At 42.0% G+C, this 12,535-nt stretch carries 15 protein-coding genes and 1 pseudogene; 8 read left to right on the top strand and 8 right to left on the bottom strand.

All coding sequences use genetic code 11. The annotated features are described in order from the left end of the window. Positions 1 to 121: 121 nt before the first annotated feature. Positions 122 to 1,072: a 4-hydroxy-3-methylbut-2-enyl diphosphate reductase gene (gene ispH, locus FTU58_RS07390; RefSeq protein WP_180062274.1), complete on the bottom strand. Its 951-nt coding sequence runs from the start codon at positions 1,070 to 1,072 to the stop codon at positions 122 to 124. A gap of 134 nt (positions 1,073 to 1,206) precedes the next feature. Here ispH and gmk point away from each other — a divergent pair, with 134 nt between their 5' ends. The 6 genes from gmk to bfr all read left to right on the top strand — a co-directional run bounded on the left by gmk (position 1,207) and on the right by bfr (position 6,398). Further along, positions 1,207 to 1,830, top strand: coding sequence for a guanylate kinase (gmk, locus tag FTU58_RS07385; RefSeq protein WP_004974513.1), 624 nt, complete (start codon positions 1,207 to 1,209; stop codon positions 1,828 to 1,830). A gap of 76 nt (positions 1,831 to 1,906) precedes the next feature. After that, positions 1,907 to 2,188, top strand: a complete 282-nt coding sequence (rpoZ, locus tag FTU58_RS07380; protein ID WP_004809957.1) for a DNA-directed RNA polymerase subunit omega — start codon at positions 1,907 to 1,909, stop codon at positions 2,186 to 2,188. A 222-nt stretch (positions 2,189 to 2,410) separates the two neighbouring features. Then, entirely contained in the window at positions 2,411 to 4,513 is a 2,103-nt protein-coding gene (locus FTU58_RS07375) for a bifunctional (p)ppGpp synthetase/guanosine-3',5'-bis(diphosphate) 3'-pyrophosphohydrolase (RefSeq protein WP_180062273.1), read from the top strand. 123 nt (positions 4,514 to 4,636) lie between these two features. Next, the gene (locus FTU58_RS07370) at positions 4,637 to 5,020 is read left to right on the top strand and encodes a RidA family protein (protein WP_004809961.1); all 384 of its coding nucleotides are present in this window, start codon (positions 4,637 to 4,639) and stop codon (positions 5,018 to 5,020) included. 172 nt (positions 5,021 to 5,192) lie between these two features. Then, on the top strand, positions 5,193 to 5,387 hold the full coding sequence (locus tag FTU58_RS07365; RefSeq protein WP_178866789.1) for a bacterioferritin-associated ferredoxin: 195 nt from the start codon (positions 5,193 to 5,195) through the stop codon (positions 5,385 to 5,387). Between the two features lie 546 nt (positions 5,388 to 5,933). Continuing rightward, the gene (gene bfr / locus FTU58_RS07360; RefSeq protein WP_168418472.1) at positions 5,934 to 6,398 is read left to right on the top strand and encodes a bacterioferritin; all 465 of its coding nucleotides are present in this window, start codon (positions 5,934 to 5,936) and stop codon (positions 6,396 to 6,398) included. Between the two features lie 165 nt (positions 6,399 to 6,563). Here bfr and FTU58_RS07355 read toward each other — a convergent pair whose 3' ends face one another. The 3 genes from FTU58_RS07355 to FTU58_RS07345 form a co-directional block, all read right to left on the bottom strand. Beyond that, the gene (locus tag FTU58_RS07355) at positions 6,564 to 6,857 is read right to left on the bottom strand and encodes a type II toxin-antitoxin system RelE/ParE family toxin (protein WP_070153485.1); all 294 of its coding nucleotides are present in this window, start codon (positions 6,855 to 6,857) and stop codon (positions 6,564 to 6,566) included. Beyond that, a complete protein-coding gene (locus FTU58_RS07350; RefSeq protein ID WP_004974509.1) occupies positions 6,850 to 7,092 on the bottom strand; it encodes a type II toxin-antitoxin system ParD family antitoxin in 243 nt (80 codons plus the stop codon). The genes FTU58_RS07355 and FTU58_RS07350 overlap by 8 nt, the downstream gene beginning before the upstream one ends. A 218-nt stretch (positions 7,093 to 7,310) precedes the next feature. After that, positions 7,311 to 8,942 carry a PglL family O-oligosaccharyltransferase gene (locus FTU58_RS07345; RefSeq protein WP_180062272.1) on the bottom strand — a complete coding sequence of 544 codons (1,632 nt, stop codon included), beginning with the start codon at positions 8,940 to 8,942 and terminating at the stop codon, positions 7,311 to 7,313. Here FTU58_RS07345 and FTU58_RS07340 point away from each other — a divergent pair. After that, the gene (locus tag FTU58_RS07340) at positions 8,911 to 9,117 is read left to right on the top strand and encodes a hypothetical protein (protein ID WP_180062255.1); all 207 of its coding nucleotides are present in this window, start codon (positions 8,911 to 8,913) and stop codon (positions 9,115 to 9,117) included. The genes FTU58_RS07345 and FTU58_RS07340 overlap by 32 nt on opposite strands. A gap of 229 nt (positions 9,118 to 9,346) precedes the next feature. Further along, the gene (locus tag FTU58_RS07335) at positions 9,347 to 9,799 is read left to right on the top strand and encodes a pilin (RefSeq protein WP_180062271.1); all 453 of its coding nucleotides are present in this window, start codon (positions 9,347 to 9,349) and stop codon (positions 9,797 to 9,799) included. A 23-nt stretch (positions 9,800 to 9,822) separates the two neighbouring features. Here the strand turns inward: FTU58_RS07335 and FTU58_RS07330 are convergent. The 4 genes and pseudogenes from FTU58_RS07330 to FTU58_RS07315 all read right to left on the bottom strand — a co-directional run bounded on the left by FTU58_RS07330 (position 9,823) and on the right by FTU58_RS07315 (position 12,455). Then, positions 9,823 to 10,165: pseudogene (locus FTU58_RS07330) on the bottom strand (hypothetical protein). A gap of 10 nt (positions 10,166 to 10,175) precedes the next feature. Beyond that, positions 10,176 to 10,736 (bottom strand): TPM domain-containing protein, encoded by a 561-nt coding sequence (locus FTU58_RS07325; RefSeq protein ID WP_180062270.1) that lies wholly within the window; start codon positions 10,734 to 10,736, stop codon positions 10,176 to 10,178. After that, the gene (locus FTU58_RS07320) at positions 10,730 to 11,845 is read right to left on the bottom strand and encodes a YgcG family protein (protein WP_180062269.1); all 1,116 of its coding nucleotides are present in this window, start codon (positions 11,843 to 11,845) and stop codon (positions 10,730 to 10,732) included. The genes FTU58_RS07325 and FTU58_RS07320 overlap by 7 nt, the downstream gene beginning before the upstream one ends. Before the next feature lie 19 nt (positions 11,846 to 11,864). Beyond that, on the bottom strand, positions 11,865 to 12,455 hold the full coding sequence (locus FTU58_RS07315) for a LemA family protein (RefSeq protein WP_019836149.1): 591 nt from the start codon (positions 12,453 to 12,455) through the stop codon (positions 11,865 to 11,867). Positions 12,456 to 12,535: the final 80 nt, after the last annotated feature.

Raw genomic sequence — 12,535 nt, 5'->3', positions numbered from 1 at the left:
CGAACAACTTTACAAAACCCTCACACTTCAGGATAAAAGGCATAAAAAAACAGATAACCGTCATATAACGGTTATCTGCCTATTTTTAATCAGTTTTTTAAAGTGTTATATGCTTCGCAGTTTAAGCCTGTGTTACAGGAATACGTAACTCTTTGGGCAAACTAAAGGTAATGTTTTCTTCACGACCTGCCAGCTCTTCAGGGGTACTTGCACCCCAGTCTTGCAAACGCTGAATCACTTGTTTAATTAAAATTTCTGGTGCAGATGCGCCCGCAGTTACACCAATTTTTGTATTCGGCTGAAACCATGCTTGCTCCAACTCGTCTGCATTATCCACCAAATAGGCGTGTTTCCCCATACGTTCGGCTAACTCGCGCAAACGGTTGGAGTTAGATGAGTTTGGAGAACCAACCACCAACACCACATCACACTGATTGGCCAAGTCACGCACTGCGTCCTGACGGTTTTGAGTGGCATAACAAATATCGTCTTTACGTGGCCCTTGAATATTCGGATATTTTTGGCGCAAGGCATCAATCACTTTGGCAGTATCATCAATCGACAAAGTAGTTTGTGTTACAAAAGCCACTTTATCTGGATGCTGAACCGCAAGCGCAGCCACATCATCTTCATCTTCTACCAAATAAATTTCGCCGCCATTTTTCTTGTCGTACTGACCCATCGTCCCTTCAACTTCGGGATGTCCTTCGTGACCAATTAAAATCGCTTCTGTGCCTTCACGCGCATATTTGGTGACTTCAATATGCACTTTGGTGACCAACGGACATGTCGCATCAAATACTTTTAAGCCACGACGCTCCGCTTCTTGTTGTACTGCTTTAGATACGCCATGCGCACTAAAAATCACGATATTGTCATCAGGCACTTCATCTAGCTCATCGACAAAAATTGCACCGCGTTGGCGTAAGTCATCTACCACAAATTTATTGTGTACCACTTCGTGACGTACATATATAGGTGGGTTAAAACACTCAAGGGCACGATTTACAATCGCAATTGCTCGGTCTACACCTGCACAAAAACCACGTGGATTCGCCAATACAATTTCCATAGAACCCTCTATGTTGAAGTTAAATAGGTGGAATGTTTTAAAATTTATGCCAACAAAAGCCATCTTGGCTATTTTGTTTAAGGGGCGTCTACTCTAAAATAGAGAAGATATTTTATCATATCAGGAAAAATATCATGTCGGGTCTATTGTTTGTCGTTTCTGCCGCTTCAGGAACAGGCAAAACATCCCTTGTTAAAGCCCTGCTTGAGCGTGTGAATAATTTACACGTTTCAGTTTCTCACACAACACGTGGTCAACGTCCCGGCGAACTCGATGGTGTGCATTATCACTTCACGCAAAAACAAGATTTTATCGACTTGGTAGAACAAGGCGGTTTTATTGAGTATGCAGAGGTGTTTGGCAATTATTACGGCACCGCGCAAGCGACGGTTAAAGAGCAGTTAGCCAAAGGTCACGATGTGTTACTGGAAATTGACTGGCAAGGTGCGCAGCAGGTGCGCAATCTTTTTCCTGAATCGAAGCAAATTTTTATTCTCCCACCAAGCCAGTTCGATTTACGTGAGCGATTGTCTAACCGTGGCACCGATGCAGTCGATGTAATTGAGCATCGTTTGGGCTGCGCAGTTGAAGATATGCAACAATATGTCAATTTTGACTATGTGATTATTAATGATGACTTTAATAAGGCTCTGCACGATTTAGAATCGGTGATTACGGCTAATCGTTTGGTGATGGCGCAGCAGGCGCATCGTCATCAAGCCTTGATTCAAAAGTTAATTAGCCCGCCAAGCGCGTGATTAAAACTTGAGTCTATAGGCAAAGCACCTTATACTGCACAGTCTGTTTAAATTTACTATTCAAACGAGAATTCTTATGGCACGCGTTACCGTTGAAGATTGTTTAGACCATGTAGACAACCGCTTTGAGCTTGTACTAGTGGCAAGCAAGCGCGCGCGTCAATTGGCACGTCAAGGCATAGAGCCTACCGTTGAGTGGGATAACGACAAACCTACCGTTGTTGCTTTACGTGAAATTGCAGAAGGTCACGTTTCTAAAGACATTTTGAAACAACGTGATCAAGATTATCAAACTTCGAGTCTTGACCTCGCACTTTCAGCAAATAACTTGAATTTAGATGGTTTTTCTTTCCAATAAGAACGACTTTCTGAAAAAGCCTAGTTTTTTACTAGGCTTTTTTGTTGTCTGAACTTTAATCTTGCACTAAAAACCGTTATAACATAAGGATTAAGACCCTATTTATTAATGCCAAATTTATCACTATTTTGGCATGAAAAAAATTGACAAGTCATGCAATATGCTTTTCATTATAAGGTCTCACTGTAAATTCGTTATCACTTGTATTTTAAAGGGTGTTATATGCCAGGCACGATGGTCAGCCAAGCCAAACAACAGCTTCAAGCCATGATCGAACCTTACCTGAGTGTAAGTGAAGTCGAACAGGTGCTTACGGCTTGCGATTATGCCGAACATGCGCATGATGGCGTTACCCGTAAAAGTGGTGAACCTTATGTGCTACACCCGATTGCGGTGAGTTGCATTTTGGCGCACATGCGTTTGGATGCCGACACGCTCATTGCTGCGCTATTGCACGATGTCATTGAAGATACCGACTACAGCAAAGATGACATCACAGAAAAATTCGGACGTACCGTTGCTGAACTGGTCGATGGTGTAACCAAACTTAGCCATTCTAGCGACAAAGAATACAACAAAGCTGCTTCGTTCCGCAAAATTCTGCAAGCCACCTTACAGGATCCACGTGTCATTATTGTGAAACTAGCAGACCGCTATCATAACATGACCACACTAGATGCGCTGCGACCAGACAAACGTGCACGTATCGCCCAAGAAACCTTTGATGTATTTGTACCTATGGCACGTATCGTGGGTATGAATGAAATGGCCGATAACCTCGAACATCTGTGTTATCAAAACCTAGATTTAGATATGTATAACGATGTGCAAGCTGCCCTGTTGCACACCAAGCCAAAACGCTGCGAATACCAATCTAAATGGGAACAAAACCTTGCCGACCTGCTGCAAGACAATCAAATTGCAGGCCGTATTAAAAAGAAAAATAACAACATTGAATTACTGCGCCACTTTGTTAAAAACGATATTGATCTACAAGAACTGACCCACAGCCACGCCTTCGAAATTATTTTACAAAGTATTGCTGACTGTGACCGTTTAGCCGATATTTTACGTGACAGCTTTCAGGTCTTGCATTATGAAGACCATATCCGTCGTCCATTGCCAGGTGGTAACCAATCGCTGATGATGCGTCTGAAAGGTGAGCAAACCACCTTATCTCTCACCATTCAAACTGAACTGATGCGAAAAGCGGCACGTTTTGGCGTGGTCTTGGGTGAAAATGCGCCTCAAGCCTGTCGTTCTGCCATTCAGGCATCTATGAAAAGTTTGAACGTGTTGATTGATGGAGAGTGTGCCAAAACCACATTTAGCGATTTGCTGGATTATCTGCATCAAGAGAAAATTCATGTCTATACCCCGCACGGGCATTTACATGAATTACCACAAGGTGCAACTGCGGTAGATTTTGCCTATGCAGCCAGTCTGTTCTTAGGCAACCACGCTGTTGGCACAAAAATTAATGGCGAAAGCAAACCACTTTCGACGCCACTAATTAGCGGACAAGTGGTCGAAATCATCACCGATGTTTTAGCCACACCCAACCCAGACTGGCTGAGTTTTATTAATACCCAAAAAGCCCGTCGTGCCTTACAAAATATTCTGCGTGATCAGGATATTGAAGAACAGCGTTTGGTGGGTCAGCAAGCGCTTAACCGTGCGCTGAAATTGTTTAATCACTCGATTCAAGACTTGACCGAAGCAGATTGGTTAAATGTGTTGCAATGGCGTCATATCGACTCTAAAGACCGCTTATTTGAGCAAATTGCGGTGGGTGACCTGTTGCCACAGTTGGTTGCGAATCACATCTATGCACTCGATCAAGACAGCAGCGAACACTCTGACCGTCTGATTCAAGGTACAGAAGGTATTGACGTGAAATATGCGCACTGTTGCAACCCGGTGCTGGGCGATCCTATTCAGGGCAATTTGTCACGTCGTGGTTTGATTGTGCATCGTGCGCGTTGCAACAACTTACTGCATGAGCAACATCAACATCCTGAAAATATCATGCCGCTACAATGGACTTCGGAAGATGTAGATGACGTGAGTTTTACGGCTTATCTCAGCATTGATATGGATATGAATGACGAACAAATTTCCGATTTGATCTATCAATGTCGTAAGGCCAAAACGGGAGTAGAAATGGTACGCAGCCACGATGGCAAAACCTATGTGAATATTGTGGTGAATAACCGTAAGCAAATTGCCAAAATTATTCGTGATTTGCGTATGCACTTCGGTTTCCCACGAATTAGCCGTTTAGCGCGCCCTATCAGCATCGCAGAAGAAGCCAAAGCTTGTTAATTTAATGCGGCTGCATAGTTTGACTGTGCCGCATATTCACCGATTTTGCATTATAGACTCATCAGGCTACTGAAATGCAGTCGGATGGTCTATGATGTTCGTACATTATTTTAGGAGAAATCAATGTCTCGCCAAGTCATCCATACTGAAAATGCACCTGCAGCAATTGGTACTTACTCTCAAGCCATTTTAGTGGGCAATACTGTTTATTTATCAGGTCAAATTGGTTTAGACCCATACAGCATGGAATTGGTAGAAGGCATTGAAGCGCAAATTCGCCGCGTGTTTGATAACTTAAAAGCCGTTTGTGAAGCTGCGGGCGGTTCTTTGGCCGATATTGCCAAGCTGAATATTTTTCTGACTGACTTATCTCACTTCCAATTGGTCAATCAAATTATGGGAGAATATTTTGCGCAACCCTACCCTGCACGCGCAGCGCTGGGTGTAGCCAGCTTACCTAAAGGTGCATTGGTTGAAATGGATGGTGTGGTGATTATTAACTCATAAGTCATTATTATTCATAGACTTAAAAAATACTAAACGATGCCACCTATTGAGTGGCATTTTTTTATTCAAAAACCCAATCATGATAAATGACTTTTCAAATGATTTTTATTGACAAACGATAATAATTATCAATAATAACACTTATCTTATTTCAATTATTGTGGTTGCATTCATGTACGTTTGCTTATGCCGTGGTATTACAGATCAAGACATCAAAGAAGCCGTTGCCAATGGTGCAGAGAGCTATCGTGAAATTCGCGATATGTTTGACTTAGGTACGTGCTGCGGTCGCTGTGCACCTGAAACTCGTGCCATCATCAGTGATGAAATTGCTCAAATTGCGTCTCGTCTCGCTATTGCTGCATAAAGCTCGTATTTTCCAATACATTCCCCACATTTAGTTATTTAAATTTTTACCGTGTTTTTCCTCCCCCGCTTCCGACTACAGCGGGTTTTTCTTGGCTTACATTTTTCCACATTGCCTAGCCAATTGTTTTTGATTGCGATTTTCATTTGCGGTCTGGGGTCTATTTATACTTCATCTACGTTTGCGACGACGCATATTTTTTAGCTGATATAAGGCATGAGGCAGGAAGTTTAGTCATTCTAAATGACTGACGCATAACGCAATAGCAGAAAAAAATATGCTTGTCCCCTTGCGCAGCAAACAAAGCAGTGCTTTGTTCTTGCTCATGTGGCTAAAACTTTCTCAGATTGCGTTATGAAACTTGGCAATAGTCTCGCTATTCCCTTCGTTTCATGCCTTATCTGCTCAGTTTTAGCCGACAGCGCAAACCATTTATGAAGTATAAATAGCCCCTAAATCACTCGCCATTTTGCCCAGTCTTGTTTAAGATAGAAGCATAGATTGCCTTAAGCGGTTTAAGGCAGAAATTGTTGATGGAGTGCTGCAATGAAAGGCAATCGCGATGTGATTAATCAGTTAAACCAAGTGCTATATCATCACCTGACAGCAATTAACCAATATTTTTTACATTCACGTATGTTTAATGATTGGGGCATTGAACAACTCGGCTCGGCTGAATATAAAGAGTCGATTCGTCAAATGAAACATGCTGACAAAATTATTGAACGTATTTTATTTTTAGAAGGGTTGCCAAATTTACAACACTTGGGCAAATTGTATATTGGTCAGCATACAGTTGAAGTGCTGAACTGTGATGTCCGTAAAGTCCAAGAAAATATTGAAGCAATCCAAAAAGCGGTGGTTTTGGCAGAGCAACAACTCGACTATGTGACTCGTGATTTGGCTCAGGAAATTCTAGAGAAAGAAGAAGAGTACTTAGACTGGGCCACCACACAGCTTGATTTGGTTGAAACTGTGGGTATTGAAAACTATATTCAAAGCCAACTCTAAGATTCATCTGGTTTAGATAACTCAAAAGACTGGTTTTCCAGTCTTTTGTTTTTTGAGGCACTTTACCTAAAATTCAGTATCTTGCCTATCTCTAATGAAGAAGCTCTCAATATCAATATATTTTACTTATGCGCATTTTAAATTCTTGGATTTATAAAAAAGTATTTATAACGCAAAAAAATGTTTCATGGGTTGCATCTGTTGATGCAATATCCGAATAATAAAAATTCCATAATCCTGTTTTTTATAAAAAATAGCATGTTGATGATGATCGTGACGGCGTATTCCCTCGCCAATATCTACACATGCATAACCAATCAGCGGTGAACTCACTAACAAATGAAAGGTATTTTCCAAATGTTGCGTGTATTGGTCAGCTTGAGCTACACCAAAATTAAGCAAGGTGTATTCATAAATAGCAGTGAAGTCGTCGACAGCTAAATTTGATAGCTTATACACGATGCTTCTGCTTCACTTGAGCCGCAATATCTTTTAGGCTAAGTGTACTTTCTCCACTGTTCTCACCTGCTTCAATCGCTTGCTTTAAAGCTGCAGTTTGATTTTCTTGCTGCTCCAATAATCTTAGTGCAGATCGCATCACTTCACTGGTTGAACCATAACGTCCAGATTCAATCAGTTTGCTCACAAAGTTATCGAGTTGTGGGCCAATTGTTACACTTGTAGTTCTCGCCATCAGCATGCCTTATTGTTTGAATAGATCATACAATTCTAACACAACTCCCTTTATCTGAACAAAAGTTCAGCATCTCTTTAAATTTTCGCACATGAAATCAATTTTATAATGAATACCCCCTCTCTTTTTAAAGAGAAGTTGGGAGAGATTTTCAACATTGAAAATTTTCACCATATTTGGCTCACTATTTTCAAATCCCCCTCCTTGCGCTACACAAATCAGCGCTGCTCTGCTTCATCCAACAAAGTTGCATAATCCACATTGACCTTGCGCAAAGTGCTTAACAACCACAATTGCTTTTTAGCTTCTGCTTCATAACCGTTAAACGCCAAGACTCGCGCATATTTCAATAAATCGTAAGTGGTTGGATAGTTCAATACAATTTCATGAATCTCTTGCAGCTGTTCAGGCGTTTGTAGGCTATACGGATTTAATCGAATCCACGCAATGCGGCGGTTAAATTCTTCGAGTACCAAAATACGCTCTTGGTGGGTGATTTTTTCAGGGGTGTGTTCATAGCGTACCGACTGATTCAGTTTTGGCACCATCACTTCATAATCACGATAAATCAGCACTAGTAACAATGCACCCACCACAAAAGTGCTGCGTAAATATAGTGGAGATAAAGTAAGACCTTTCACTACGCGTTGTGACTGAACCATACCGATAATAAAACCTGCAGGCAGCAGAAAATAGGCATAGTTTTGTGGAAATTCCAGCATGGCATGTACACTAAATGCACCGAGCATTAAAATCCCCACAACCGATTCCACCGATTGGGTATATTTATGCAGTTGGTAGCCCCAATAACCCAAATACACCAAAAATGGCACGCCGAGTATCACACCATTCCAAAGTAAAAAATCCAAAATAAAATTGTGTGCGCTACGAATCCACACTGGACCTTGAACAAATTCACTAATCGTGACATACGCCACACTGGTTTGATGCCAACCATAGCCCCACCACGGTTGATGTTCAATCGCAGCGAGCATTTGCTGCCAAATGGCCAAGCGTGACATATCACCTGTGGCGCGCTGCACCACATCACGAGATTGCACCGAAAGTTCTGCACTTTGCGCGAGTAATTGACTAAAAGCAGGTGCGATAAAAATCAGCCCAATAAATGCCGCAAACCACAGTAAGCTATAACGCCATTTTATCCGCATCACACCACGGTATTGTTGATAGCTCAAATAGATCAAGAGACACAGCGATGCCAACCATGAAGTCCGCGATTGACTCAATACCACACCCACCAAAATCATGGCAGCAGCAATTACAATCCACACGGTTTTAAGTTTTTGCTTTTCGTATAAATATAGGCATGCCATAAGCGACATCACCAAAAAGGTCGCCATGTTATTGGGTTGGGCGAAGTTGGCATAAGGGCGTTGTCCGATTTTAATATCTACCATAATCGGCAGGTATTGATCGAGTGTCAGCCACTGGCAAATTGCCATGAATGCGGTAATACTTCCCACGCCGAGTAGTACATAACTAAAGCCTGTGAAGATGCGTTCACGTTCGCTGTTATTTTGCGTGAGGTTGTAGCCAAAAATGATTGCTAACCAAAAACTGAAGATATACACGCTGCTGAGCAAGGCTTTGTCAAAGAAGTAGACTAAGCCAAAGCCCCACTGAATGAGCGGAACACTGCACAGTGCCAGTAATGGCAGGCTGATTTTGGGTATCTGTAATTTTGCTTTAAAAAGGCAGGCTGCAAGGGCAAATAGGGCAAAAAATGCGTAAAGTTCACCTGTATAAGTGACCCACGGACGGTAGTGAATGGGCAATAGCCATGCAAGGGAGATGAGGATGGCAGCCAAAAATAGCAATGCAGATTTCATAGGAAAAACAGACCAAAAAACTGGCTCTATCTTATATTTTTTTAGCCAAGATGATAGTGCTTTGTGTAGCAAGTTTGATTGGAATTCTGCCAGTTTTAAGTGGGATAGTTATGTGGCGAAGATTAAATACGCTATTAGTCATAAACAGACCATAAAATATTATCATAAAATGTGACAGAAATCACACAATGACAATATTTGTCCAAAGTATAAAATTCAACCTGACAATATTTGTCACTTTTTAACAAAAATATACAGATGAATTTATAGTCTGAATTTTTTTATGTATAAGGTGCTGTTTTTCTGTGTAAATTGTCTATAATAAAAGTTGGCACGTTTAGTGCTAATATTAAAATAGCTTACAAAGCTTATAATTAAATTAACAACGTTTGTGGAGAATGTTTATGAACGCTCAAAAAGGCTTTACGCTTATCGAGTTGATGATAGTTGTCGCTATTATTGGTATTTTGGCTGCAATTGCGATTCCTGCTTATCAAAATTATATTGCACGTTCTCAATTTTCAGAGTCACAGGTACTACTATCTGGAGCAAAGACGGCCATCCAAGAAAAAGTGGATCAAGGAACTGCGTATAAGGCTAGCAGTAAAGACGCAAATGAACTTGGTGTTACATTAACTGGTAAATATGGAACTGTTAGTTACCCTGCTTTCGCGGCAGATGGAACTAGTGCAACTATTGACTATACTTTTGGTAAAAATGTAAATAAAAACTTGCAAGACAAAAAAGTACGTTATACTTATACTCCAGCTGGAGCTAGTTCTGGTGGTACTTGGGCATGCTTAACAGATGTAGTTGCTGAATTTGCAAATAATTGTACAGTAGGTAAAATTGAGTAATTTCTGTTAATAAAAAAAACGCATCAAATTTGATGCGTTTTTTTTAACTCAAAATTTTCTAGCAATAGTGAATTGCAGTTTTTTATAATCTTCTTTTAACTGTTCGTCATCAGTTCTCACAGCTTTAGTTTTATTTTAAGCCTGTTCTATCTGTTGTGTCGGCGAAAGAACATTTTGCCCTGCTTCTCGCGCAGCTTGCTCAATAGCCTCAATTAATGCAGCATGACGGCTCTTTTTAATCGAGCCTCGTTTACGTCCAGCCTCCATTGCAACCGTCTCGTTATTAATGGCAGAACCTTTCGGTAGAATAATCGGTTTGTTGGCTTTTAATCTTACTAAGTGAATTTGAGCTCTTATGTAATCAATGTGTAATTAATTACCCCAAAATAATCGGCGCATTGCTCAATTCATTTTGCTGATCTAGCAACTGGCGGTCATAAAACGCATCCAAAATTTCACCAATTTCTTGTACGCCTGTGATTACCGCTTGCCGAAACTGCTGCTGTGCCAACCCCTGCACAATATGTGCACAGACTTCATCCCACACCTGTTGCGTAGTTGCCGTTTTAATACCACGGTCAATCACAATTTCCACTTTGCGTTCACACAAATTCAGGTACAGCAAAACGCCGCTGTTTAGTTCAGTATCCCAAACACCTAATTCTGCAAACAACTGACGTGCGCGAGCATGGGTGTCTATAGAGTAGGCCAAACGTGACGGTAAACAGCCTTCTATCACCACCTGAATTTCACCTACATGCCCATGCTCGGCAGCAGTCACCGCTTCTGCAATGGCATGTTGATCTTGTGCATTAAAAAAACGCTTAGTAGCAGGCAAATAAAAGAAATGCTTCAGCCAACGCTTTACACTCGGACGGGCTGCAATGTCCATTTTCGGTTGAGTAATAATTTCTGTTGTATCTGTTGTAGTTACCATGATCCTGATGCTCCTCCCCCACCAAAGCCACCACCGCCGCCGCTATAGCCACCGCCACCAAAACCGCCGCCGCCAAAACCACCACCACGTCCGCCTCCACGCCCTGCAGAGGACAAGAAAATTTGGAAAATAGTCTGTGCAATGGCAGTGATGAGTAAAAAGAAAATTCCCGCGCCAATCATTAAACTGGTGATTAAGCCTGCACCATAGACCAAACCTGCCACTGTACCTGCCACGGCAGCGGTTGAAGCACTTAAGCGTTTTCCAACAATCAGTGAGCCAATTACCCCTGCAATTAAAATAAATAAAGCAGTGCTCAAGGTTTTTTCACGCGCCTGTTGTTCTTGCAAAGCTTGTTCCTGACGCTGTTTCAGTTCTTGCGCCGCCTGTGCAGCAACTTCGGGGTCTAAGTTTAAAATCCGTTCAATTTCTGCCACGCCTGCATCTATGCCTTGTGCATATTGCGCTTGTTTAAAATAGGGGGTAATGCGTTGGTTAATAATCCGACTGACCACAATATCGGGTAGCACGCCCTCTAAACCATACCCCGTTAAAATTTGAATACGGCGGTCATTGACTGCAATTGCCATCAACACACCATTGTCTTGCTTGGCAGAACCCAACTGCCATTGTTCTGCGACCCGCATGGCAAAATCAAAAACATCTTCCTGCCCTGTGGTCGGTACAATCACCACCCCAATTTGCGCTTTGGCGTGTTGATGTAAATTTAAAATCCGCTGGCTGATTTGCTGTTTTTCTGCAGCAGTGAGCAAATTGGCTTGATCTACTACGGGCTGATTCAAGGTCGGCAAAGCACGGATAGATTCACCCTCTGCCATATCATTGGCAATTTGCGGTTGCTGAACGGGTGTTTCTACAGGTGCTTGCTGAGTGCTCGATGTAGACTGGCGTGAGTTTGCAAGATCTGGGATAGGGTTGGCATTTTGAGGATGCTGTTGCTGCACAATTTTACCCAGCACCACAGCTTCGGCAGTTTCATCGGTTGCTGTAGCAACTTCACTATATGCCAGGCAGCTGAAACACATAACTGCCATGAGCAGCAGCATCTGCCCTATATTTATACAGGTCTTGCTGTGCGATTGCAGCATCCAGACATCCTCCTAGGCGTTATTCAAACGAAACTTTCGGTGCTGTTTGTGCGCTTTGTTCGGCACTGAAGTTTGGTTTGGTGTCCATGCCAATGACTTTTGCGGTCATGACTTGCGGGAACTGGCGTGCATAGCTGTTAAAGTCTTGTACTGTGCTGATGTAACGGTTACGCGCCACGGCAATACGGTTTTCTGTGCCTTCTAGTTGTACTTGTAAATCACGGAATTGCTCATTGGCTTTTAAGTCTGGATAGTTTTCAGACACCGCAATTAAACGTGATAAGGCACTGGTCATTTGCGCCTGTGCTTCCTGATATTTTTGGAATAGTGCTGGGTCTTCCAATACCGATTTATCCACTTTTAAGCCTGCGACATTGGCACGTGCCTGAGTGACTTCAGTCAAGACTTGTTCTTCATGCTTGGCATAGCCTTTGACCACATTCACCAAGTTTGGCACTAAATCGGCACGGCGTTGATATTGGTTTTGGACTTCTGACCAAGAGGCAGTCACGGCTTCATCTTTCACTTGTAAGGTGTTATAGCCACATCCGCTTAATGTCAAAGTACTGGTTAAAGCCACTGCGAGCATGGTTTTTTTTGTGAAATTCATAAATTAACCTCTAACTTATCTTTGTATTTGTTTGAAATGATTTCATTCTAACGTGAAATTCTGACCTGTTTGTGTATTTT

This window comes from Acinetobacter sp. YH12120 (assembly GCF_013418795.1).
Taxonomy (GTDB): Bacteria; Pseudomonadota; Gammaproteobacteria; order Pseudomonadales; family Moraxellaceae; genus Acinetobacter; species Acinetobacter towneri.
This window is presented reverse-complemented; position numbering and strand designations above follow the sequence as displayed.